Origin of the sequence: Methylobacillus sp. MM3, assembly GCF_001645185.1 — a bacterium.
Classification (GTDB): domain Bacteria; phylum Pseudomonadota; class Gammaproteobacteria; order Burkholderiales; family Methylophilaceae; genus MM2.
This window is the reverse complement of record NZ_LXTQ01000011.1, coordinates 316,731-341,016: the sequence shown is the minus strand read 5'-3', so window position 1 is coordinate 341,016 and position 24,286 is coordinate 316,731. Positions and strand designations below refer to the sequence as shown.

Sequence of the window (24,286 nt, the reverse complement as noted above, 5' to 3'; positions counted from 1 at the left end):
TCATGATAGAAAAACTCATCACCCTCCTCGCCGTCTGGATCATCGGCGTCATTTCCACGCTGGGCTACGGCGGCGTTGTGCTGCTGATGGCCATCGAATCGGCCTGCATCCCATTGCCTTCTGAAATCATCATGCCGTTTTCCGGCTATCTGGTTTTCAAGGGCGAGATGACGCTATGGGGTGTGGCCCTGGCTGGAGCCACAGGCTGCGTGCTTGGCTCCATTCCGGCGTATTACCTCGGCATGTTCGGCGGCCGGCCACTCGTTGAGAAATACGGGAAATGGGTGCTGATTTCACACCATGACCTGCACATCGCCGACCGGTGGTTCGAGAAGCACGGCGAAATTATCATTTTCATCGGCCGCATGCTGCCCGCAGTACGCACGTTCATTGCTTTTCCCGCCGGCATCGCACGCATGCACATGGGGCGTTTCATCCTCTATACTTTTGCGGGATCGTTGTTGTGGTGTTGGCTGCTGGCGTATGCCGGCATGAAGATGGGCGAAAACTGGGAAGCGCTGAAAGTATATTTCCATCAGTTTCATTACGTAATCGTGTTCGCCGCGGCGGTCTTCATGATATGGTACATACGGCGGCATCTGAAGGCATTGAAACGTCATCATCATTGAACCGACAAGAAAAACCGCGGCGTAATTCCAAGGGGGATTGATTCATGCAGTGGCTTGGCAACCTGATTACCGGAAGTATTCGCAATAAACTCATGCTGATCACCGGCGCGGGAACAATCCTCCTGCTGTCAGCGGCGCTCTTCGGCCTGTGGCAGCTATGGGAAGCAGGAGCCAATCTGCCTGAAGCCGCAGCAGCGGAATTGAAGCAAGATGTGTTTACCAGTCTCGGCCTGATGGGCCTGGCCATCGTCATAGCGTTCTTCACGTTCATCGCACTAGTCCAGAAAAACATCGTGTCTCCGGCCCACCAGCTGGCGCACGATCTCGACCGCCTCGCTCAGGGCGATTTTTCACGGCCGGTCACCCGCACGACGCAGGATGAGATCGGCAAGGTTGCCGCCAGCGCGGAGAAAATCCGCAACGACCTGGGCGCGATTATCCTGAACGTACAGAAATCCACGGATCACGTCATGCAGTCGGCATCCACCCTGGCCGATTCATCCCGTCACATCGTGCAAGGGTCGCAAGCCCAGACTTCAGCTGCCACCAGCACCGCCAGCGCCATCGAGCAGGTCACCGCCAGCATCAGTTCCGTCGCGGAAAACGCCGAACACGTACGCAGCCTGTCGCAATCCAGCCTTCACGAAACGGAAATCGGCAATGAAAAGCTGGTGTTGCTGTTGCAGGAAATGGAAAAAGCCGTGACCGCGATGCAGGAAATTGCACAGTCAGTAACAGCATTCGTCAGCAATACCACCATCATTACCTCGATGACGCAGCAGGTGAAGGATATCGCCGAGCAAACCAATCTGTTGGCGCTGAATGCCGCCATCGAGGCGGCTCGGGCCGGCGAAGCCGGGCGCGGATTCGCAGTCGTCGCCGACGAGGTACGCAAGCTGGCCGAGAAATCCGCGCAATCCGCCAACCAAATCGACAGCGTGACCCGCTCCATCGAGGAACAGTCAACCAAGGTAAGCAGCACCCTGGATCGCGGGCGGCAGTTCCTGGAATCCAGCCGCGAATTGACGCAGAACGCGGCGGAAGCACTCGCGAAAACACGTGCCGCAGCATCGCAGGCCAATACCGGCGTCGACAACATTACCGTTTCGGTGCGCGAGCAGAATCTCGCCAGCGGCGAGATTGCACGTAACATCGAGCAAATCGCAGTGATGGCAGAAGAAAATACCGCCTCGATCACACAAACCGCGGGTGCGGCAACACAGTTGGAAGACCTGGCGCGAAGTTTGAAAGAGTCCGTCAGGCGCTTCCAGGTATAAGAACAAAAGCGATGAAAGACGATTTCCCGTTTGCGATTCCTGCGGCTGCCCAAAGCCACGCAATGCCTTCCGACAGATCCTTGCCGGATACGATTACGTCCCTGTTCGATCCGCTTGAACGCATACGCAGCCTGGAACATGCGCTGGACAGCCTGGGCCAGGCGCTCGCCCTGCTCGGCCAGAATGCAAGGATTCTTTACGTATCGCCGCATGCAATGAGAATCCTGCAGGAAAACGACGGCCTGACCGTTGTCAACCAAGCCTTCTGCGCCAATCTCGAAGAAGATCATCTCAATCTTTCTTCAGCGCTTGATGCCCTGCTGGAACGCAACGAAGCGCCCATGAAGATGGAACTCAACATCCACCGTCCCTCGGGCAAGCTGCCGTACAAGTTGCGCGTCAATGCGCTGCTCGATACGCAACAGGCGATGGTCATCATCCATGACACGAACGCCAACCACATGGCCTGGTACGACCGTTTGCAGGCCCGTTTTCAACTCACGCCGCGCGAATGCCAGTGCACCATGCTGCTCACCGACGGCTACAGCATGGCGGAAATTGCCGACCGCATGGGCGTCAGCATGCAAACCCTGCGCCAGCACCTGAAACACGCGTTCAACAAGACCGGCACGCACAAGCAGCACGAACTCGTCGGCATCGTGCTGCAAATGCAGCGTAAACGCTAGAGTTCCACCAGCTTGCCGTGTGCCAGGAAAAATACCGCCTTGCGCACGGGCAAGCCCTCGCCTTCGAATAGTCCGGCATAGCGTTCCAACTGGGCGCGATACCGCTCCGCGTGTTGTGACAGGCCAGCGCTATCGATAGCGCCCTGCAATTGCACGGATTTGTAATCGATCACCCAGCGCTCGTTGTTCTCGATGAAAGTACGGTCGACGATGTGCGTCGCGACACGCTTGTCATCGGAAGTGGAGAGCACGAGTTCGACATCCGCCAGGTCGCGTTTTTGCAGTACCCAGCGGCCATGCTCGCTTGCCAATGCCGTGATGACAATCGCAGCGACCTGCGCAGCGCCCTCTTCGGCTTCTGCGACGCCGTGGCCGAAGCGCTCCAGCCAGGATTGCATCGCAGGCCGCAACGCATGCAAACGGTTTGCCGTCCAAAGCTCGGGGCCGTCGCGCGCGATCATTTCCATGTAAAGATGGCTGAGCGTACCGCAGCGCGCTTCAAGGCTGCTCTCTTCGGCCACGGCTGCGGATTCCTCCAGGGCAATCGTTGCAACGCCGGCGTCGGCCACGGACAGCAATTCGGGCATGCGCGGATGCGGCAATCGCACTAGCTGCGGAATAAAATCTTCGTTATTGCGCTTCGCAAGCGTTTGTACGGGCGTTTCGGCCGCACGCATGAATTCGCCGCCGACCGCGCCCCAGACCATTTCGAGAAAACTGCCCGACGGCGGTTTGACTCCATCTCTGGCATCCAGGCAGGCCGCTCCCACCAGATGCAAGCGGCGTATCGCTCGTGTTGCGCCGACATACAGCACCCGCGCCGCTTCGTTGGCCGTGCGCTCGCCCTCCAGGCCGCACAGGAAATCATAAGGTGACGGCAGACCGTCGCGCAGATGGCGCGGCACCCACGGCGCGGCCACCAGTTGCGGCACGCCGCCGTCGATCTGCACTTCTTCCCACAACAGCAATGAAGCGTCGTTGTTTTTGGGCTGGCGATGCAGGCCGGGCAAAATCACGGTATCGAATTCCAGCCCCTTGGATTTATGCAGCGTCATGAATTGCAGGCTGCCGTCCGCCTCCACATCGGGCGCTGCGTAGAGCTCCGCCAACGCGGCCTCCAGTCGGTCCGGGTCGAAGCTGCCGCTGGCGTCCAGTTGCTCGATCAATGAAAAATACGCCTGCACGTCGCGCACATCGCCCGTATCCCACAAGCACTCCGGTCCGCCGAGCCGTAGCCATGCCGACTCGACCCAGCGCCGCAAGGTCTGCCGCCCCTGATGGGCAAAAGCTTCCTGCAATACGGCACGCACATGCAGCAAACGCTGCTGGCCGTCCTCGCTCAGCCGGGCCACGCGCGCTTCGTCCTGCATCAATCGCCAGACTGTCGAGTACTGGTCGTCTGCCGCCAGGCTATGCATATCCTGCAGCATCAAGCCGCACCAGGGGGCACGCAACACGGCCAGCCAATGCACGCGGTCGGCCCGATGCACCATCGCCCGTGTCAATGCCATGACATCCTGCACCGCCTGCCGCCCTCCCAGGGATTCGATTTCCACTGCCTGGAATTTCAGCGCGGGACGATTGCGGCGAATCTCGGCGACCAGTGCCTCAAGATGGTTGCGCGCGCGCACCAGCACCGCGATGGTACCGCCGGGGTAGATGCTGCGTTCCTGCTCGATGAGATTGGCGACGTATTGCGCTTCAATCTCGGCCAGCCCGCCCGAGCCGGCACCGTTTTCCGCAACCAGCGGATGCACCAGCACCCCCTCGCCCGGCATGGGGTCGCGCGTGGCGGCGAAGCGGCGATAGCTGATCGCACCGCGCGTCACGCTATCGTGCAGCGGAAAAACTTTATCGAACGCCTGGTTTACCCAATTGACCACCGCCGGGCAGGAGCGGTTGTTGCGCGTCAGGTGCAGGCGCTCCAATGTGAGGTGACCGATACCGCTATCGGCCACATGCAAAAAAAGGCCGACATCCGCTTTTCGGAAACGATAAATCGATTGCATCGGATCGCCGACGCAAAAAATCGTCCGGCCGTCTTGCGGCTCCCAGCCTTGCGTCAGCCGACGCAGCAGCTCGACCTGTGCCGGGCTGGTGTCCTGGAACTCGTCCACCAGCAGGTGCTGGATGCGGTAATCGAGACGCATGGCAAGTTCGGTCGGGCCGGTTTCGTCTTCCAGCGCTTCCAATGCGCGACTGGAAATTTCGACGAAATCCACCTCGCCGGCCTCCTGGAAGACGCCCATCAAATGTGCGGCGGCCAATTGCAATAGCCGCGCCAGGCTGCCGACGACATGCCATTCCTCGTCGTGATTGCGCGGGTCGGGCAGGCTGCGTATGCGCGCCAGCGGCTGCGGGTCGGCAATCGCCGCAATCACGTCCAGCAAAGCTTGTTTTTGCGCTCGGCCTGCGTCCGTTGCAGGGAAACCATTCTTGACGTTGATGCCGCGCTCCTTGCGTGGTTCGCCTTGCGCGGTCAGCAGCAAATCGCATAGTGCACGCCATAAGGAAAGCGACTCGGGAATCGGCCGGACCGGCGTTTCCCAATCCAGCAACAACGCCACGGAGTGGTCGCACGGCAGGTTGGATGCTGCGTAGCGTGCAGCCGGCATGAGATGGCGCTGCAGGCGTTCGTCGAGCACCTGCGCGGCGCGGGCGATATCGTGCTGTACCAGATGGTAGAGGCCATCCATTGCTTCTTCCTGCGCCGAAGAACGGCCGGCGTGCTGCAGCCATTGGTCGCGCTTGGAAAGCATATCGGCCAGCAAACCGGCGAGGCGGCCGGCGTCGTTGTCCAGATAGCGCAAGGCCTCGGTTACCGGCCCATCGCCTGCTTCGTCTTCCAGCATCGCAATCGCGCGCCGGGCGGCTTCGCGGTAATGCACACTCGCATCGTCGCTGACGCCGGGCTGCGCGCCGAACCGGCTCATCAGCGGCATCTGGCGTGCCAGCAGGCTGCACAGGGAATCGATGGTGTTGATGCGCAGGCGGCCGGGTTGCGCCAGCAGATCCCAGCCCAGCTCGCGCGAACGCGCCAGCGCGGCGATAGCAAGCTTGCGGGTTGTCAGTTTGTGCGCCTTGTCCACCGGAATGCCGTCCTCTGCATCCTGCAGGCTTTGCAGCACGCGGCCGCGCATTTCGGCGGCGGCCTTGTTGGTAAAGGTGATCGCGACGATCTCTTCTGGCTCGCGCACGATGGTGAGCAGCTTGAGATAGCGCTGTGTCAGCAATTCGGTCTTGCCCGCGCCGGCAGGGGCTTCGACGATGAAAGATGTCAACTCCAAAGCGCGTTCGCGATTGGCGGCATCCTGTAATAGCAGATCGGGTTCGTTCATGTCGATAAAGCGCGGCCCTGGAGTGTGCGGCAAATATTGGATGCTGCCATGTTTTGTCTCTTTCTAACAACCTGATCCATCACTAAAACCATCAAATAACCCAAATGGGTTAGCCAACATGTCACGGCGGCAAAACTTTATGCGACACTAATCAAAATGCATACGAATAAATCCTGAACATGAATCCCATTCGCTGCTCCATCATTATGCTTGCCTTGTCATGCGCAAGCATCTCTTCCGCGCACGCCACCAACGGCATCAACCTGATCGGCTTCGGCGCAGAATCGACCTTGATGGCGGGAGCCGATATCGCCGTCGCGCGCGATACCAGCGCGCTGAACACCAATCCGGCAGGGCTGACGCAAATCAAGGGTCCGCTGGCAGACATCTTCGGTTCGATGCTGCGCACCACTGACCTGGTGCACAAGGACAGCAACGGCAATCAGGAGCATGCCTCCAACCGCTACACCTTTCTTGCCGGTGGCGGTTATGCGCAGCCCTTGGAAAATCTCCCGTGTACTGCGGGCGTCGGCCTCTTTGCGCAGGGCGGCGCAGGCGGCGTGTTCGAAAATATCCGCACGCCCTTCGGTAATCGCGACGACCTCTCATCGCTGTTCGGCATCGCCAAGATCATTCCGGGCATTGGCTGCCAGGTAAACGACAAATTATCCCTGGGTGCCAGCCTCGGCATCGTCTACAGCTCCATCGAACAGGATTTCTTTTCCAATACTTCGGTCGGCTCGGCATTTGCCGGCTACAAACTCGAAGATGCCGCCGCATTGCGAATGGGCCTGAAGTTTGGCGCGCAATACCGCGTGAATCCGTCGCTGACCCTGGCGGCGACCTATACGGAAAAAACCGAGCTGCCACTGACGGGCGGTACCCTGGTGGCGAATTACACCGGACTCGGCCTGGGCAAGGTGAAGTATTCGGATGCATCGGTAAAAGGGTTTGCGCTACCGCGCGAAATCGCGCTGGGTGTGGCGTTCAAGCCTACCGATGCTTTGTTGCTTTCATTCAAGGTCAATTGGCTTAATTGGGACGACGCGATCAATGACGTCACGATTCGCGCTACCGACCCCAATAATCCCGCATCCCCCGCCGTCTATCCGATACCCACCGCCCAAGGCGACTGGAAGGACCAATGGGTCATTGCCACCGGCCTCGCCTATACCTGGAACGACTGCACCACCCTTTACGCCGGGCACAATTACGGACAGAACCCGATTCCCACAAGGAACTCTACCCCTTTGCTGGCCGGGATACTGGAACACCATGTCACTTTAGGCGCCGCGCGCAAGATCGATCAGAACTGGCTTTTGACCGGAGGCGTTGAGTGGATGCTGCCCGTCGGAGAGAAATACAACAGCCCACTGTTCGGCGAGGCCGAAATCCGCAACGAGGCCATATTTTTCCACATGATGCTAAGCCGACGCTGGTAACCCGCCTGCAAAAACAAAGCCGCCCGAGGGCGGCTTTATTGTTTCATTCACACCTTAGCTGCTCTTCTCGGAGTCGAGCAACCGGGTATCAAATCCGAACACCTTGCCTGCCCAGATGAACATCACCCACCAGAATGCCGAACGGCATGTAGCCAAAATAACCGAGCAGCGGCATTTCGGAGAGGATATGGACTACATTGACATGCCTATCCATACCACCCAGAACAAAGGGATGCGGCAAGAAGACCAGAGCCATCACCAAGGCGAATCCACCCCCTTGGACTGCAACCTTTCTTTTCGTTGTTAAAGCTTTTTATCCAGTCCGCTAATCGATCCTGCTCACCTGCAATTCCAACTCGAGTTGCTTGCGTTGGCGCTTGTTCTGATACATGCGCGTATCGGCAATGTGTTTGAGCTCACTCTTGCCGACAGCCTCATGAAAATGCACGTGACCGGCACTGGCGCCGGCGAATTCAAAACCCGAGATATGCATGCAGCGGATCGCATTCGCCAGGATGGACTCCAGCCATGTCACGTCACCGTCAGGGCAGGTAATCGCGAACTCGTCCCCGCCGATCCGATAGAGCCGGCCATTACCGTCCAGGCATTCGACAAGATGATGCGCAAAGCTGCGGAGCAGATCGTCGCCGCGCACGTGGCCGTATTGATCGTTGTAATACTTGAGGCCGTCGAGGTCGATGAAGGTCAGGCTTGCCTGATTGGACAATTGATCCAGTTCGACATCCAGCGCATAGCGATTCGCCAGACCGGTAAGTGCATCGGTATGGGCTATCCGGTTGCTGAGTTCCATGCGTTCCAGTGCGATTTCCTTTTCACGGTGCAATTGCGCGAATTGATAGGAAAGCACCAGCGCCAGCAATATCACCTCGACCGCCACGGCCAACAGGCCGATATGCTCGATGTAAACGGTATATACCCCATTCAATTGCGCTTGCGTGATGGCGACTCCGCCCAGTAAAAAGAACATGGCAATTGCCACCAGATAAAGCTTGGCTGAAACGCTGCCTTGACGCGTGCGCACAATACCTGCGGTCAAACCGTAACTCAGGAACAATCCAACTCCATATCGATCCAGTTCCAGCGACCAGTTGGGCTTGATGACAGCAAGGAGCGCAAATGTGCCCATAATCGCAAGCAAAATGATTCCGGCCTTGTAAAGACGGGGCTGCGAGATATTGCCGATTTCCAGCAAGGCCAGCACGAAGACGATATAAGCGGCATTGGAGAACAGTATCGGAAAGCTGACCAGATAGATCCAATGCATGCCGAACAATTCGGGAAACACCAGCAGGGCACTGCCGTTGAACAGGAAATTGCCGAGGATGAAAAGCGCATACATCCCTTCGGCAGCACGCTTGCGCACCAGTGCCAGCGCGGCGTAATAAATGCCCAGCCCGAGGAATACGCCCAGCCCGAACAGTACAAGCGCGTTGCCAGGCTTGATGGCTTGACGATAATCATTCAGGGTGTCGAGGTACAGCTCGGGGGCGCCAAGAAAAAACGGAGACTCGAGCTCCGTGACCAAATGATATCGACCTGCAGGAAGCTCAAGCTCTCGTCCATGCCGCAGGAAGAAAGGATTAGTCTCGGTGCTCTGGATGCCGCCCGCCTCTAATGCCACGAGCCGGTTTTTTTCATCGAAAATGCGATGCCGGAAATGGCCGATGACACTCGTATTCTTGAAATCGATGACATAACGACCAGGGACATCCAGCGTGAAATCGGTCTTGAACAGGAAGTGCCCGCCAGTGACCGCCACCTTGGCGACCCGGTTGATTTCCTGCTTGTTGAAGTCATGCGGACGTTGTCCGGATTCATTGCCGCTCGCCGCCTCATACCAATCCCCGACGAGATCCCGAGGTGCCGCCTGAACGGAAAGGGAAAGCGCGAGAAGCACCCAGACCATGAGTTGGACCGCATACCTGGGCAGGCAGGTAAATGACAATGGATAAGTCATGTGGTGTGCGATTGCGGTCCCTGTATGTGTTATTACCACCAGTTGCCGAATCTATCGTCCGGCTACGCCAGTAGGAGTTGATCCCAAGGTTAACACTAGTTTACAAACTCCCAAGTGCTAGATATTACTTACTTTTAAAGTCAATGGATATCGCGTCGGCACTTCCCCGCCAAGCCTAAAATCAACCGCAAGACTAGTACCCAAAGTACTAAGCGTTAAAATTTACAGAGCCAATTTCTACCCAATATGGGCTAGGACTTCTTGCAGCAGCCTGAAGCAAACCGTCACTCATGCTCTGCATGGCGTTCCAACTGCAGCTTGCGCTCAGGCAGGCGCAATAGCGGTTTTACGTCGCAATCACGCAAATCCTCTTCATTGCGGAACTTCACTGCGGCTTCGCCGGCCTTGATCTCGGCTGCGATCGCGGTGATGCTGGCCTGCCAGTGACGGATCAGGGCCGCCCAATCGGGGAAGCGGTCTTCGGGAAAGAGCTTGCGTGCGCCATCAAGCGCACATACTCCCGGCAGTACCTCCGCCGAGTCTGCGATACCGATGAACTTCTGCTCCGCCGCCTGTACCTTGGCGAAACAGACAGCGGCCACTTCGCCGTCGCATAACGCGAGAGCCGCATAAATCGGCAACTGCGGCTCCGCGATGCGCTCTTCAGCCCAGCTTTTGTGGCTGACGCTGGCGCCCGTCTTGTAGTCGAGCACCACCAGCCGTCCGTCCGGCAACTCATCCACCCGATCCAGCACCAGATTGACCTGCAAGCCGTCGATATCGAGGCTGATGCGGCGCTCGCATTCCAGTACCGAGAACGGCTCGCGCGTTTTCTCCAGCTCCAGCCAGGCGGCCAGAATCCGCTGCAATCGGAGTTTTTCAAGAGCGGCGAACTGCGGCGGCAAAGGCTCATCCGACTGTTCGACAAATTGCCGTATCCCTGCTTCCACCGCCATGCCTATGGCGGCACCCAGCGCAGCTTCGTCCATCGCATGGAGGTCCGCCGAGGTGCGGTCCGTCCAGAACGCCTGCAATACCATGTGCAGCAGATTGCCGCGTGCCAGCGCATCCAGCCCCTCTACCGGCTCGTCCAGCGCGCGCGCACCCAGCCGGTATTGGTAATAGGCCCATGCCGGGCAGATCGCCTGCGCCTTGAGCAAACCGGTTCCGCCGCGTTGAATCTCGCCTGGGGCTACCGGCGGCGCCACATGATCGTCCAGCCACTGCATCCCGGAAGGTTGCGCCAAACGCTCCGCCAGAGTAGCGGCCAACTCGGGCATCTCGGCTTGCTGCGGAATTTCGCTCAAAAGCGGGCTGGGGCGCAATTCACGCTCGCCATCGCGATGCGACCATGAAAATACGATCTCCGCGGCGCCGTGCATCAGCCGCGCATGTATCGCCTGGGCGAACTCGGTCTGCACGCCGCTGCATGCATTCGGGGCATTCGCCCGCCGTTGCGCTTCGGCGGGCAGCAAAGGATTGGGCCGGGGCGGCGGTGGCCATTGATGGTCGTTCATCCCCAGTACCCACATCGCATCCAGCGGCGCGGCAGCGGCTTCGAGCATGCCCATGACGAGCAGTCGAGGCTCGCCTTCGGCCTCGGGCTGAAAGATACGCTCCTGCACCAGGCGGGATAAGCGATGCAATGCCGCGCCTGCATCCAGCGGCCCGAGCAGCGCATCCAGCATGTCGAAATCGTTCAGCGCCGCGTCCCAGGCCTGCCGTGCCTGGAATTCGTGACTGGAAAGACTGCGCTCGCCCGGCCAGCCGGCCGCCTTGAGCAAGCCTGCGAATGCCGCGGCCCACGCCCGGGAGGATTGTTTGCGCGGCCAGCCGGCAGTTGCAACACTGATCGCCTCGAGATGCTCTACCAGTCGCGCAACGCCCAGACCATCCAACTGCGCCTTGCGCGCCAGCCGCAGCAGTTGTTCGAGCTGCAATCGCGAAGAAAGCCTGCTGCGCATGCGCGCTTCGAGCCGCGCCCGCGCGTCCGCCTCGCCGACACCGGCCGACCAGTGAACGTCGCGCAGCAGCATCCCTGCATCCTGCTGCGGAATGCGGTAGCGTCGAACCGACAGCCGCAATAACGATAAGGCGCAGGCAATGATCGAATGCGCGGAAAGCGGATCTCCCAGCGAAAAATCGTAAGAACGCGGCATTTCCGCGCGCGCGGGATGAATCGAGGCCGGGTGCAAGGCGTCATCGAGCATGACAAGCAGCCTGGCACGCAACACGCCCAGCTCCGGCGCGACAATGGCAAGCCGCGCCTGCGGCTCCTGTGCAAGCCGACGCGCAGCCCACGCCACCGCTGCGCGGCATTCGGCTTCGGCGTCGTCGCAGGCGATCTGCACGGCGGAGGCCGGTTGATCGAATCCGAGCGGCCAGCGTAGCACCTGCACGCCGCGCGTGGTCAACGCTTCCAGCAGGCGTTTTTCCTGTGGGCTGAACCGGTCGAATCCGGCGAGATGGAGCTCGGCGGGCAATGAGCCCACGCCGCGCTGAATGGCATCGATCTGACGATCCAGGTAACGGGCTGCTTCAAGCGTCTGATATTGCCGGCAAAGCGCTTGAAAAGTCTCGCGCCAGCGCAGGAACTGCCGGGTTTCCTCGGTCTGCTCGCCGCCTGCGAGGTGGACATTCCACTCGATCAGGAGCCGATTGGCTTCAGCGGCAGATTGCGCCAGTCCAGCCATATCGAACAGGGCCTGCGCTGCATCGCCCTGCGTGTTTTTCTCGATGGCACGTTCCCACAGCAGGCGCTCTGCCATGTTGTCCAGCATCTGCCTAGGCAGGTAATCAGCCGGAAGCTCGCCTGCCAGCATGGCGCGCGTAATCGCATCATCCAGCCATTGCGACAGGGTAAGGATGGTCGGCGGCTGCCATTGCGTCGCCCCGCGCATCCGCTGGATGCGCCCCAGCTCCATGCGAAGACTGCGCGCAAGCCGAGCCGTCGAGCACAGAACAAGGGCATTTCCGGCCATGCCCTGCGGCATATGATCAATTATTGCCAAATCCCCCTCCTGATATAGAATACCCAGCAAAACTGGTCGATTATTCGGTAATGCGGCGCACGACCATGCCTGAGCATTATCTTGCCTGAACCGGTTCAGGCGCACTTTGAGCCAACTGAAGCAGCTCTAAGGATACTTGATAAGTATTATAAAAATTAAGGGCGCCGAATCGTGACACCTCCATTTTTTTCCCGCCTGCGCGTCCAGATTCCGCTTGCATTCGTCAGCCTGTCGGCCATTGTGGCCATCCTGATTTCGGTCGACCATCAGCGCGACACCGCAGAGCGTATCGTCAGCGAGAACCGCGATCTCCTGCACATCATGATGCTGCAGCTGGACGGCATGATCGCCAACGACACCTTTGAAGAAAGCATGTTACAGGGAGAAAGCCGGATTCCGACGACCGCCTTGCATACCAACATGCGACGGTTGCTGCTGGTGGACGAGCAAAACCATGTATTGCAGGCATCGGACAGCGACTGGCTGGGCAAGACTGCGTCCGAAATATCGGCGTTTCGACCCGATCTCGCTTTGCTCGCGCAAAAAAGACAACGTGGCGAAATCCTGAGCAACGACAATGAAACCTTGCTCTATGGCTATTACCCTTTGCCGTTGGGCGTGCAATTGTCCGGCACAAACTCACGCCAGCGCTGGGGCACCCTGTTCGTGGAGTACGACCTTGGCGAACCTCTGGCGCAGGCACGACGCCACGCCATGAACAAGGCGTTTCGTTTTCTCGGCCTTTCCCTTGCAGCGGCAATCCTGCTCGGCATGCTGATCGACGCGCTCGTTTCACGACGCACAGAACGGCTGGTGTCCATCGCCAGCCGCATTGCCAGCGGTGAAATGAGCGCGCGCTCGGGGCTCGTCAAACCAGACGAAATCGGCCTGCTGGGCCGAGCCATCGACCGGATGGCCGACGATCTGGCGGCCGACCGCGAAGCGCTGGGACGCGAACGCAAGTTTTCCGAGGACGTCATCCAGTCCGTCACCATCCCGCTGTTCATCCTCGACAAGGATCATCGCGTCATCATCTGGAATCGCGCCTGTGAAATGCTGACGGGCATCAAGGCCATCGACATCGTCGGCACCACGGAAGCGTGGCGTGCTTTTTATTCCCGCCCTCGCCCTTGCCTCGCCGACCTGGTGCTGGACGGCAAGAGCGACCATGCTGGCGAGTATTACCAGGTCGTCGGGTCTTCGGTTTTCAATGCCCACAGCTTCCATGCGGAAAACTGGTTCTCCGGGCTCAACGGTCAGGATCGCTACCTGATGTTCGATGCGACGCCGATTTATGGCAACGACGGGAAGCTGATCGCGGTCATCGAAAACCTGCAGGACATCACCAGCATCAAGAAAGCCGAGGATCACCTGCGGCTCACCGGTCAGGTCATCGAAAGCACGCGCGAGGCCATCGTGATTACCGACGCGGAAAACCGCATCGTTTCGATTAACCGCGCATTTACCGATGTCACCGGCTACGCGCGGGAAGACGTGCTCGGTCGCGACCCATCAATGCTGGCCTCCGGCAGGCACGACAAGGCGTTTTTTCACAATATGTGGGAAAGCCTGCATGTGCGCGACTCCTGGCAGGGAGAATTATGGAATCGGCGCAAGAACGGCGAGGTTTTCCCGTTATGGACCAATATCAGCTCGATCCGTGACAATAACGGCAACCTGACGCATTTTGTCGCCATTTTTGCCGATATCAGCGAGCACAAGGCAACGCTGAAGCATATCGAGTTTCTTGCGCATCACGACACGCTGACCAAGCTGCCCAACCGCCTGCTCCTGCTCGACCGCCTGCAACAGGCGATCAACCTGGCCGAGCGCGAGAAGCACCGAGTCGCGCTGATGTTCCTTGATCTCGACCGGTTCAAGCAGGTCAACGACAGCCTTGGCCACCATGTTGGCGACGACCTGTTGGTCGCGGTGGTAGAGCGCCTGAAATCCTGCGTGCGCGAAACCGATACCATCAGCCGCCAGGGTGGCGACGAATTCGTCATCGTGCTGCCCGACATCCTCGACAGCAATGCCGCCACCATCATCGCCGAAAAAATCCTTGAAACGCTGCGCGAGCCTTTCGTCATCGACGGACACCAGCTTTCAACCTCGTTCAGCATCGGCATCAGCCTGTACCCCGACGACGGCCGCGAAATCGCCACGCTGATGCAGAACGCCGACACCGCGATGTACCACGCCAAGGAAAGCGGCCGCAACAACTGTCATTACTACGACGAATCGATGAACGCCAATGCGGCGGAACGCCTGAAGTTGCAGAACAAGCTGCGCCAGGCGATGGAGCACGGCGAGTTCCTGCTGCATTTCCAGCCGCTGATATCGTTAAAAGATCACACCATCATTGGCAGCGAAGCGCTGCTGCGCTGGAAAAGCGCGGAAGACGGCTGGGTTCCGCCGGCAAAATTCATCCCGTTGGCAGAAGAAACCGGCTTCATCCTCAACATCGACGCCTGGGTACTGCGCGAAGCCTGCCGACAAGCTCAGGAATGGGTCAACATCGGCCTGCCGCAGCTCACCGTCGCGGTCAACATCTCGGCGCTGCAATTCAAGCGCGGTAGGATACTCGACAGCGTCAACGAAGCGCTCGCCGCGTCCGGCCTCGCCCCCCACCATTTGGAAATCGAACTGACCGAATCGGTGCTGATCCAGGATACGCAGCACACCCGCAAGCAGCTCAACCAGCTGAACAGCCTCGGCGTGCGCTTATCCATCGACGATTACGGCACGGGTTATTCCAACCTGTCCTACCTCAAGCAACTGGACGTGGACAAGCTCAAGATCGACCAGTCCTTCGTCAAGGATATGCTGGTCGATGAACTCGACGCCATCATCGTCCGCTCCACGGTTGAACTCGCGCATAATCTGGGCCTCCAAGTGCTTGCCGAAGGCGTGGAGGATCAGGCCATCCTGACGCTGCTGCAAAACCTCGGATGCGACCAGGCACAGGGTTACCACATCGGCAAGCCAATGCCGCCCAAGGAGTTCGAAAAACTGCTGCGCAGCAAGCTTTGAACGCCCGCCCCTCCGCAATGGATTCCGCAGTTTTATGGCACAGCGGATGAAACCCACTAAAATAGCTTCATCATGAGTGAATACAAAAATTACATCACCCCGGAAGGCTACGCCGTCCTCAAGGAAGAGTTCGACCAGCTTTACAAAGTCGAGCGCCCCAAGGTCGTAAGCGATGTTGCCTGGGCGGCCGGCAACGGCGACCGCAGCGAGAACGGGGATTACATTTACGGGAAGAAACGCCTGCGCCAGATCGACTCGCGGCTGCGCTTCCTGATGAAACGCATGGATGCGGCGGAAGTGGTCGACCCGGCACGTCAACAAGGGCTGGACAAGGTATTTTTTGGCGCCTGGGTCACGCTGTATTCGCTTACCCACGACACCGAACATACTTACCGCATTGTCGGCCAGGACGAACTCGACCCGGGAAAAGGCTACATCAGCTGGATTTCGCCTCTGGCGCGCGCGCTGATGAAAAAAGGCGAAGGCGACACGGTACGGCTGGAGACGCCGGGGGGAGAAGAGGAATACGAGGTTATTGCCGTGAGCTACAGCGCTCCGCAGTAAGCGCCTGCTGCTGTCCTGGCCGGCGTCAATTGCACTTGTTCAGCATGCGCGCCGCTTCGGTACATTGAAACGGCGCGTGGTCAGCTTTCCTGTCGGCAGATGGCTGTTTCGCATGCGCGTCCTTGACCGTCCGGGCCGGGTCCAGGCCAGGCGGTCCGGCTTTCATCGGCGATGCTGCGGACGAAGACTCGAAAAGGTGCGACAACAGCAACACCAAAGCCGTTAGCCCCATCAAGCCCAGCGTCACTGCGCGCATCCAGAATGCCGGATTGGGGTGGATTTTTCCCAGCTGTCCGGATACTTCACGCCAGACGGTCCGGCTTTCACTCTCCGCACGCCCCACGATATACATGTCGTATTCGCGTGCGTCATTGTCTTTTCTGATGCCGAAATGCGAAAACAGACGGAGAACGTCGTCGTTTCCCGGCGCGACGATCTCGTAGTAGGAGCGCGAGACCAGTATCCGATTGGGCGCGGCAAAACTCATCACCTGCTGCGAAGCATTCAGCCCGTCGCCAACAATATTGAAGATGTCGTTGATGTCGCGAACCACGCGCACCGGGCCGAGATTGATGCCCATTCGCAATTCGAAAGGATGTTGCGGATGGAGGCGATTATCGTCCGAAACACCGTCGCGTATCAGCAGAGCCGCCGTTAGCGCATCTTCGGGGGCGCCAAAAAACGCAATGGCCGCGCCGTCGCCCGTGTCGAGAATCACACGATCGTTCTTCGACACAGTGCTCAGTGCTGCTTCGACCAGTTCATTGAAATGTTCTTTTTGCCGGATCTGATCGGCATCGGGCTTGCGCGAATGGCCGACAATGTCGACGCACAGCACGCTACAAATCGTGGTCTTGTTAAGCCGGTTGTGCATGACGCTCAGCGGCCGGCCGGAAACAAGGAAACAAAAACAGGGCTATGCACGGCAAAAGGCAATGAGGATTCTCAATATCAACCAGGAGGAGCGAGATGAGCTTTTTCCTAGCACTGCTTCAGCATGCGCTGCGCGTCTGAGCATAATGAACTGCGATCCGACTCGTGACGCACCCGATGGGAAACGGTTTTCGTTTCCTTCGCGCGGGTCTTTTTCACCGCAGCGGCCTCATCCGATGAAGCGGTTTTTGCGGGTTTATCCGCGCCGGTCCCGCGTTCCTTCCTGATCTCCGCGAAGACATCGCCAGCCGTCGACTCCTGCGCAGCAAGGCTGATCCATACCCCCCAAACGATGGCCAGCAACATCAAGCCTGCCGACGCAGGAATCCAGTATTTGCGGCATAGTGCAAGCGCAGTCGTCCGAGAACCCCAAAGTGCGGTCTCGGCAGGCACGGCCGGCGCTTCAGACTGCCCATCCAGGACAATATAGATCTCATGCTCGCGCACGTATTTATCGGTCTTGACGCCATAGTAGGCAAACATCGCGGCAATTTCCGAACTCAGGCGCGAGGCGATTTCGTAATAGGAGCGCGACACCAGTATCAGATTGGGTTGCGCAAAACTCATCACGCGCTGCGCGGCGTTGATGCCGTCGCCGACCACGTTCAGCATGCCGTTGAGATCGTTGACCACCCGCACCGGCCCGAGGTTGATCCCGATACGCACGGCAAAAGAAGGTAGAGACGCCATGACGCGCTCGCGAATATCCAGCGCAACGAACAGCGCTTCCTCGGGCGCACCGAGCAGTGCAAGAGCCGCACCGTCGCCGGTATCGAGTATGATGCGATCGTTTTGCGCCACGTCCTTGACGGCCTCGTTGATCAAGGCGTTGAATCGCTCCTTGAGCGCGATCTGGTCATCCACCGTTGCCTGCACGTAATCCACGATATTGATGAATATCACCGTGCAAATGGATGTTCTGTTCAAACGCTCGCTCATGATTCCGCCGACATTCCCGCCATGAAAAAGGCGCCATTAAACTACAAAAAGTGCTTGAACTGAAAGAAAAATTACATTTGGATACCAAGTCTTCCCGCTGGGATATTTTCTGCGCTGTCATCGATAATTTCGGCGACATTGGCGTCTGCTGGCGGCTGGCGCGGCAACTGGCGGCAGAGCACGGGCTGGCGGTGAGATTGTGGGTGGACGATATCGAGCGTCTGCTGCCGCTCAATCCGCAAATCGACCCCGCGCTCGACGCCCAATTGTCCTGCGGCGTGGAAATCCGCCGCTGGGACAGCGATTTTGCGGAAACCGAAGCGGCCGATGTCGTCATCGAAGCCTTCGGCTGCCAGTTGCCGGAACTCTATGAAACTGCGATGGCCGCACGCGAAACGCCACCCGCATGGATCAACCTCGAATATCTGAGCGCGGAAGCCTGGGTAGAAAGCTGCCACACGCTGCCTTCGCCACACCCACGCCTCAAGCTGACGAAATATTTTTTCTTTCCCGGATTCACCCCCGGCACGGGAGGCCTGCTCCGCGAACAGGGCTTGCTCGAAGCGCGTAATGCCTTTCGGGCGTCACCGGAAGCCTTTCGGCAATCCCTCGCCTTGCCGCCCGCCGACCCGCAGGAAATACTGATCTCGCTATTCTGTTATGACACTGCGCCGATCGGCGAATTATTGACAGCTTGGGAAGCTTCCACCCACCCGGTTCGCTGCCTGCTGTCTGTCGGCAAGCCGCTGGCGCATGCCGCGCAGCATTTCGGCGCGGAATCCCTCCAGCCCGGCGATATTCTGCAGCGCGGCAACCTGATCCTGCATGTCCTACCCTTCCTGCCGCAAGACGATTACGACCGTCTGCTATGGCTATGCGACTGTAATTTCGTACGCGGCGAAGACTCTTTTGTTCGCGCCCAATGGGCCGCTCGACCGCTGGTGTGGCAAATCTATCCGCAGGAAGAAAACGCACACCGGCCCAAGCTTGACGCATTTCTCGACCTGTACTGTCTCATTCTGCCCGAGCAAGCCTCGGCCGCGATGCGCTCTTTCCACCTCGGCTGGAACGGTTTCGGCAGCCCCTCCTGGGAGGATTTTCTTCGCCACCGGGAGGCTTTTGAGCACAATGCCACGACTTGGGCCGAGCACTTTTTCGAAACGCCCGACCTCGCGTCTAACCTAGTGATTTTTTGTAAAAATCGGGTATAATGCGCCCCTTTTTATCCCCGAATCCGCAGGACATCAGATGAAAACAGCCCAGGAACTCCGCGTAGGTAACGTGTTTATGGTCGGCAACGACCCCATGGTCGTGCTGAAGGCCGAATACAGCAAGTCCGGCCGCAATTCTTCCGTGGTGAAGATGAAGTTCAAGAACCTGCTCACCGAATCCCCGAGCGAAGCCGTCTACCGTGCCGACGACAAGTTCGACGTGGTGGTGCTGGACAAGAAGGAAGTCACCTACTCCTACTTCGCCGATCCGATGTACGTGTTCATGGACACCGACTACAACCAGTACGAAGTCGAAGCCGAAACCATGGAAGACGCGCTGAACTTCCTGCAGGACGGCATGGAGTGCGAAGTGGTGTTCTACAACGGCAAGCCGATCTCCGTTGAGCTGCCGAACTCCGTCGTACGCGAAATCACCTACACCGAACCCGCCGTCAAGGGCGACACTTCCGGCAAGGTGATGAAGCCCGCGAAGATCGCCACCGGCTTCGAACTGCCGGTGCCGCTGTTCTGCGAAATCGGCGACAAGATCGAAATCGACACCCGCACGCTGGAATACAAGAACCGCGTGAAGTAATTCATCCGCGGCATTGAGAAAAGGGGCTTCGCGCCCCTTTTTCTTTTTGCCTTGCCCTGCCGTACAATGCAGGGCCGCCGCATAACTCATGCCCAAATGAATCGTCCACACTGCCATGTTAAAAAGTAAAGTTGATGTGTTGCTTGTCGGCGGCGGCGTAATGAGCGCCACGCTGGGTACGATGCTCGCTCGGCTCAATCCCTCGCTGAGAATCGCGTTGGTGGAACGCCTTGACGCGGTCGCGCTGGAAAGCACCGACGGATGGAACAACGCCGGTACCGGCCACGCCGGCTATTGCGAGCTCAACTACACGCCGCAGCAGCCGGACGGCAGCGTCGCCATCGCGCGCGCGCTGGCAATCAATGCCGCTTTCGAAGTTTCGCTGGAATTCTGGTCCACCCTGGTCGAGCAGGAGGCATTGCCCTCCCCGCGTCACTTCATCAATCGCACGCCGCATGCAAGCTTCGTCTGGGGCGAGGACGATGTCGCATTCCTGCGGGAGCGCCATGCCAAACTGAGCGCGCATCATCTGTTCGAGGATATGGAATACAGCGAGGACGCGGAAACCCTGCGTGCATGGATGCCGCTCGTCATGCAGCAACGCGCAGCAGGGCAGAAGTTGGCCGCGACGCAAGTGAAATACGGCACCGACGTGGATTTTGGTGCGCTGACCCGCAGCATGGTCGAATCGCTGCAAAAGCAGGCCAATTTCGAATTGCTGCTGAACCGCTCGGTGAAGGATCTTCGACAGCTAGCCAATGGCCGCTGGCGCGTAAGCCTGAGCGACGGCGAAGTGGTCGATGCCAGCTTCGTGTTCCTCGGTGCAGGCGGCGGCGCGCTGCCGCTGCTGCAGAAGTCCGGCATTCCGGAAAGTAAGGGCTACGGCGGCTTTCCCGTCAGCGGCCAATGGCTGGTATGCAACAACCCGGAAATCGCGAAACAGCATTACGCCAAGGTGTACGGCAAAGCCCCGCTCGGCGCCCCGCCGATGTCGGTGCCGCACCTGGACACGCGCATCATCGACGGCAAGCCCGCGTTGCTGTTCGGGCCGTATGCCGGCTTCACCACCAAATTCCTCAAGCGCGGCTCCTTCCTCGACCTGATCGCCTCGGTCAAGCCCGACAACCTGAAGTCCATGCTGGTCGCCGGCCGCGACAACATGGACCTGACGCGCTACCTGATCGGTGAGGTGCTCCAGTCGCACCAGGAGCGCATGGACGCGCTGCGCCGCTTCTTCCCGGAGGCAAAGGAAAGCGAATGGACGCTCGCCAATGCCGGGCAACGCGTGCAGGTCATCAAGCACGGCAAGCTGGAATTCGGCACCGAGGTGGTCACTTCGCAGGATGGCTCGCTGGCAGCCCTGCTTGGAGCCTCTCCCGGCGCCTCGGTCGCGGTGCAGGCGATGATGAATATCGTCGAACGCTGTTTCAGGGAGCGCTTGCAGGATGCCGGCTGGCAGAAGCGCATGAAGGAAATGATTCCGTCCTACGGCGACTCGCTGGTCGAGAATGCCGATTTGCTACGATCAGTGAGAGCACGCACGCTGAGCACGCTCGGCTTGAGTTAAGCAACCCGCTTCACCAAGCGCAAGCTGGCTAGAAGGACAAAGTACCGTCGATACAAGTAATTGCGTTTCCGCCGACGCGGATCGCTTCGCCGGTGATGGATAGCCGATACTTCCCGCCCGACAACGACTACGCCTTGCGTTGAGGAAATCGCTCCCGAATTCCGCGGTCTGTCAGGTGTGGCGGGTATATAGACGGCAACGCTACCGTTCCCGATCTTTGTGTTTTCGTGCCATTCATGTTGAGCTGTCATCCGGCATGACGGTGCGTATCGGACGCGTCCCAATCCTGGCGCCCGTCACCTCATCCACGGCCACGGCCTTGATTTCTGTGCCCATTTCCGCGTCCAGGAAACGCACCAGCTTGCCCCCGCCCCGGTGTTGACGTCCCCACTCGCCTATCATGAAGAGCACCGGCAGAAAGTCGCGGCCGGCAGCGGTCAACACATACTCCTCACGCGGCGGATGCTCCGAGTAGCGCCGTTTTTCCAGCAAGCCCTCATCGGTCAGCGCCGCCAGCCGGCGGGTCAATATCGTCGGCGCAATGCCCAGGCTTTTGCGAAACTGGTCGAAGCGCGTAAGGCCGGCATGCGCATCGCGGAGGATCAGGATGCTCCACGTATCGCCGAACAGAGCCAGGCTGCGCACGATGGGGCAAGGCTCATTGCAAATATTTTCATTGTCCATACTATTTCGATAGTGACTATTTTCCAAATTGCTAGTATCGTTACTTTCGAATTGATAGTAACACTTCGATGATGAGCAATCTACCCTGGATGGAGAATTGAATTATGAGCAAGAACGATAGGGGCGTCGCCCTGGTAACAGGCGCATCTTCAGGCATAGGCGCAGCCACGGCGGAGCGGCTTGCAAAAGCTGGTTACAAGGTCTACGGCACCAGCAGGCGCGTAGTTCAGGCAGACCAACGATCACACGAAATACTAGCTCTCGACGTGACCAGCGATGAATCCGTCGAAGCCGCCGTCAGCGAGGTATTGCGACATGAAGGTCGCATCGACCTGCTCGTAAACAACGCCGGCTTCAGCGTTGCCCCCGCCGGCGCGGAAGAGGTTTCGATCAACCAGGCCAAGTCGATCTTCGATACCAACTTTTATGGAATCGTCCGGATGACGCGTGCGGTTGTACCCCATATGCGAAGCCAGGGAAGTGGCCGTATCATCAACATCAGCTCCGTGCTGGGGTTCCTGCCGGCGCCGTACATGGCGCTTTATGCCGCAACCAAGCATGCGGTCGAAGGCTATTCGGAATCGCTCGACCACGAGCTGCGCACGCGGGGAATCCGGGTTTCCATCATCCAGCCCGCCTATACCAAAACAGCGTTCGAATCGAACCTCCTGGAACCTGACTTGAAGCTCGATGAATATCGTGAGATTCGTACGGCTTTGGCCAAGAGGGTAACGGAGGCAGTTGAAGCCGGGGACGATCCTGTCGTTGTGGCCGATGTTGTGCTGAAAGCAGCTATCGCGGCTCGTCCTAAAATCAGATACACGGCCGGCGGTCTCGCCTGCCGCTTGCGATTTCTTCGGAGATTCGCACCCGCATTTCTGGTGGATGCCGGGGTTCGCAAGGATCTGCGGCTCGACGCCACAACACTTCCCAATTAATGGAAAAGCTTATGAAACTCGACTTTCGAAGTCTCGCGACCCTGAGCGCGTTCCTGTTCCTCTCGTTGGCGCTCATCTGGATGTTTGCACCCGATCTCCCGCTGTCAAGTTGGGGCGTCGAATTCTCGCCCGAAGTCGGCCTGGTTGCCCGGCGTGCAGCGGCGCTATATGCGGGGATCGGGGTCATGCTCTTCTCGGCTAGAAACGCGGAACCGTCACCATCCCGTTCAGCTTTGGTCGCCGGTTTGGTGGTGGCCTGTTTGACGCTAGCTGCCCTTGGGAGTTTTGAGCTTGTAGCCGGTCATGCCAACCGCAGCATCCTGACTGCGGTCCTTATCGAAGTCGCTCTTGTGCTGGCGTTTCTGTATGTCGAACGCGTACCCAAAAGGCAATTACATTCAACAATAACCCAGGGATGACATGATGAAAGCACTTGTCTTGAAGCGTTATGGCAAATCCGATCAGACCGCATTCGCCGACATTCCCAGACCTGCGATCCAGCCGGACGAAATGCTCGTCCAGGTCCACGCCGCCGGCCTGAACCCGATCGACTACATGATCCCGAAAGGAACGTTCAAGCCCATCCTCCGTTTTCAGCTGCCGGCCACGATGGGCAGCGATCTGGCGGGTATCGTCGTGGAGCTGGGCAGCCGCGTGACACGCTTCAAGCCGGGTGATGCCGTTTTCGCCAGTACCTTCGATCTGGGCACGGGAGCGCTCGCCGAATTTGCTGCCGTCCCCGAGAGCGCTGCTGCGCTTAAGCCGGCAAACCTGGACTTCGTGCAAGCCGCCTCGATCCCGATGGTGGGTCTCACTTCGTGGCAAGCACTCAAGGAACGGGCACGTCTCCAGCCCGGCCAGAAGGTGTTCATCCCCGCAGGTTCCGGAGGCATAGGCACATTCGCGATCCAGCTCGCAAAATACCTCGTAGCAAAAGTGGGGACGACCACCAGCACGGGTAACGTGGACCTGGTTCAGAGCCTCGGTGCCGATGAGGTGATTGATTACAAGAAGCAGGAATTCGAGGAGGTGCTGCAGGATTATGATGTGGTGCTGGGTACTGTCAGGGGTGATGGGCTCGAAAAATCCCTGCGGATTTTGAAACCCGGGAGCAGTGTCGTTTCGCTCATCGGCCCGCCGGATGCCGCGTTTGCTCGCGCCAGGGGCATGAATTTCTTCATGACGCTCCTGTTCGGGTTGATAAGCGGCAAAATCATTCGTCGCGCCAGGAAACGCGGCATCGGGTATTCATTCCTGTTCGGACATCCCGATGGTCGCCAGCTCGCAGAAATCGGTGAGCTTCTCGTCGCGGGACATATCCGTCCAGTGATCGACAAGGTATTTCCGTTCGATCAAGCACAGGAGGCACTGGCCTATCTCGAAAAAGGCCGGGCCAAGGGCAAGGTTGTTGTGCAATTGATAAAATCCTGAAGGGTATGGAGTCCCACAACCGTCATCTAG

General features: G+C 58.7%; 19 protein-coding genes. 12 read left to right on the top strand and 7 right to left on the bottom strand.

Annotated elements, in window-relative coordinates:
* Positions 1 to 2 precede the first annotated feature (2 nt).
* Genes A7976_RS05925 through A7976_RS05915 form a run of 3 tightly spaced genes read left to right on the top strand, consistent with a single transcriptional unit; the run spans position 3 to position 2,592 of the window.
* Positions 3 to 629 carry a DedA family protein gene (locus tag A7976_RS05925; RefSeq protein ID WP_067108548.1) on the top strand — a complete coding sequence of 209 codons (627 nt, stop codon included), beginning with the start codon at positions 3 to 5 and terminating at the stop codon, positions 627 to 629.
* A gap of 44 nt (positions 630 to 673) precedes the next feature.
* Entirely contained in the window at positions 674 to 1,906 is a 1,233-nt protein-coding gene (locus A7976_RS05920; protein ID WP_067108545.1) for a methyl-accepting chemotaxis protein, read from the top strand.
* An 11-nt stretch (positions 1,907 to 1,917) separates the two neighbouring features.
* Positions 1,918 to 2,592 (top strand): helix-turn-helix transcriptional regulator, encoded by a 675-nt coding sequence (locus A7976_RS05915; protein WP_067108542.1) that lies wholly within the window; start codon positions 1,918 to 1,920, stop codon positions 2,590 to 2,592.
* On the opposite strand, the gene A7976_RS05910 is transcribed toward A7976_RS05915, so the two are convergent.
* Positions 2,589 to 5,930, bottom strand: coding sequence for an exodeoxyribonuclease V subunit beta (locus A7976_RS05910; protein ID WP_067108540.1), 3,342 nt, complete (start codon positions 5,928 to 5,930; stop codon positions 2,589 to 2,591). The two genes, A7976_RS05915 and A7976_RS05910, sit on opposite strands and share 4 nt — an antisense overlap.
* A 179-nt stretch (positions 5,931 to 6,109) precedes the next feature.
* Between A7976_RS05910 and A7976_RS05905 the strand changes: the two genes are divergently transcribed.
* Positions 6,110 to 7,372, top strand: a complete 1,263-nt coding sequence (locus A7976_RS05905) for an OmpP1/FadL family transporter (protein WP_067108537.1) — start codon at positions 6,110 to 6,112, stop codon at positions 7,370 to 7,372.
* 88 nt (positions 7,373 to 7,460) lie between these two features.
* On the opposite strand, the gene A7976_RS15005 is transcribed toward A7976_RS05905, so the two are convergent.
* The 3 genes from A7976_RS15005 to A7976_RS05895 all read right to left on the bottom strand — a co-directional run bounded on the left by A7976_RS15005 (position 7,461) and on the right by A7976_RS05895 (position 12,361).
* Positions 7,461 to 7,631 (bottom strand): hypothetical protein, encoded by a 171-nt coding sequence (locus A7976_RS15005; protein WP_205633456.1) that lies wholly within the window; start codon positions 7,629 to 7,631, stop codon positions 7,461 to 7,463.
* Between the two features lie 66 nt (positions 7,632 to 7,697).
* Positions 7,698 to 9,299, bottom strand: coding sequence for a diguanylate cyclase (locus A7976_RS05900; protein ID WP_067108533.1), 1,602 nt, complete (start codon positions 9,297 to 9,299; stop codon positions 7,698 to 7,700).
* A 335-nt stretch (positions 9,300 to 9,634) separates the two neighbouring features.
* Positions 9,635 to 12,361, bottom strand: coding sequence for a PD-(D/E)XK nuclease family protein (locus A7976_RS05895; RefSeq protein ID WP_240483809.1), 2,727 nt, complete (start codon positions 12,359 to 12,361; stop codon positions 9,635 to 9,637).
* Between the two features lie 171 nt (positions 12,362 to 12,532).
* On the opposite strand from A7976_RS05895, the gene A7976_RS05890 reads away from it, so the two are divergent.
* On the top strand, positions 12,533 to 15,394 hold the full coding sequence (locus tag A7976_RS05890) for a bifunctional diguanylate cyclase/phosphodiesterase (protein WP_067108530.1): 2,862 nt from the start codon (positions 12,533 to 12,535) through the stop codon (positions 15,392 to 15,394).
* A 72-nt stretch (positions 15,395 to 15,466) separates the two neighbouring features.
* The gene (gene greB / locus A7976_RS05885; RefSeq protein WP_067108527.1) at positions 15,467 to 15,958 is read left to right on the top strand and encodes a transcription elongation factor GreB; all 492 of its coding nucleotides are present in this window, start codon (positions 15,467 to 15,469) and stop codon (positions 15,956 to 15,958) included.
* Between the two features lie 25 nt (positions 15,959 to 15,983).
* On the opposite strand, the gene A7976_RS05880 is transcribed toward greB, so the two are convergent.
* The gene (locus A7976_RS05880; RefSeq protein ID WP_067108524.1) at positions 15,984 to 16,832 is read right to left on the bottom strand and encodes an adenylate/guanylate cyclase domain-containing protein; all 849 of its coding nucleotides are present in this window, start codon (positions 16,830 to 16,832) and stop codon (positions 15,984 to 15,986) included.
* A 107-nt stretch (positions 16,833 to 16,939) separates the two neighbouring features.
* Complete coding sequence (locus A7976_RS05875) at positions 16,940 to 17,830, bottom strand: adenylate/guanylate cyclase domain-containing protein (RefSeq protein ID WP_067108518.1); 891 nt, start codon at positions 17,828 to 17,830, stop codon at positions 16,940 to 16,942.
* 77 nt (positions 17,831 to 17,907) lie between these two features.
* On the opposite strand from A7976_RS05875, the gene earP reads away from it, so the two are divergent.
* From earP to mqo, 3 genes are all read left to right on the top strand, one after another.
* Positions 17,908 to 19,041 carry an elongation factor P maturation arginine rhamnosyltransferase EarP gene (gene earP, locus A7976_RS05870; RefSeq protein WP_067109136.1) on the top strand — a complete coding sequence of 378 codons (1,134 nt, stop codon included), beginning with the start codon at positions 17,908 to 17,910 and terminating at the stop codon, positions 19,039 to 19,041.
* A gap of 37 nt (positions 19,042 to 19,078) precedes the next feature.
* Positions 19,079 to 19,636 carry an elongation factor P gene (gene efp, locus A7976_RS05865; protein ID WP_067108516.1) on the top strand — a complete coding sequence of 186 codons (558 nt, stop codon included), beginning with the start codon at positions 19,079 to 19,081 and terminating at the stop codon, positions 19,634 to 19,636.
* 115 nt (positions 19,637 to 19,751) lie between these two features.
* On the top strand, positions 19,752 to 21,203 hold the full coding sequence (gene mqo, locus A7976_RS05860; RefSeq protein WP_067108514.1) for a malate dehydrogenase (quinone): 1,452 nt from the start codon (positions 19,752 to 19,754) through the stop codon (positions 21,201 to 21,203).
* A gap of 234 nt (positions 21,204 to 21,437) precedes the next feature.
* Here mqo and A7976_RS05855 read toward each other — a convergent pair whose 3' ends face one another.
* Complete coding sequence (locus A7976_RS05855) at positions 21,438 to 21,887, bottom strand: helix-turn-helix domain-containing protein (protein ID WP_067108511.1); 450 nt, start codon at positions 21,885 to 21,887, stop codon at positions 21,438 to 21,440.
* 104 nt (positions 21,888 to 21,991) lie between these two features.
* On the opposite strand from A7976_RS05855, the gene A7976_RS05850 reads away from it, so the two are divergent.
* The 3 genes from A7976_RS05850 to A7976_RS05840 are packed head-to-tail and all read left to right on the top strand — an operon-like array spanning position 21,992 to position 24,256.
* Complete coding sequence (locus A7976_RS05850; protein ID WP_067108509.1) at positions 21,992 to 22,825, top strand: oxidoreductase; 834 nt, start codon at positions 21,992 to 21,994, stop codon at positions 22,823 to 22,825.
* Positions 22,826 to 22,836: 11 nt separating this feature from the next.
* On the top strand, positions 22,837 to 23,244 hold the full coding sequence (locus A7976_RS05845) for a hypothetical protein (RefSeq protein WP_088178397.1): 408 nt from the start codon (positions 22,837 to 22,839) through the stop codon (positions 23,242 to 23,244).
* A gap of 1 nt (position 23,245) precedes the next feature.
* Entirely contained in the window at positions 23,246 to 24,256 is a 1,011-nt protein-coding gene (locus tag A7976_RS05840) for an NADP-dependent oxidoreductase (protein ID WP_371440605.1), read from the top strand.
* The last annotated feature ends 30 nt before the right edge of the window (positions 24,257 to 24,286 follow it).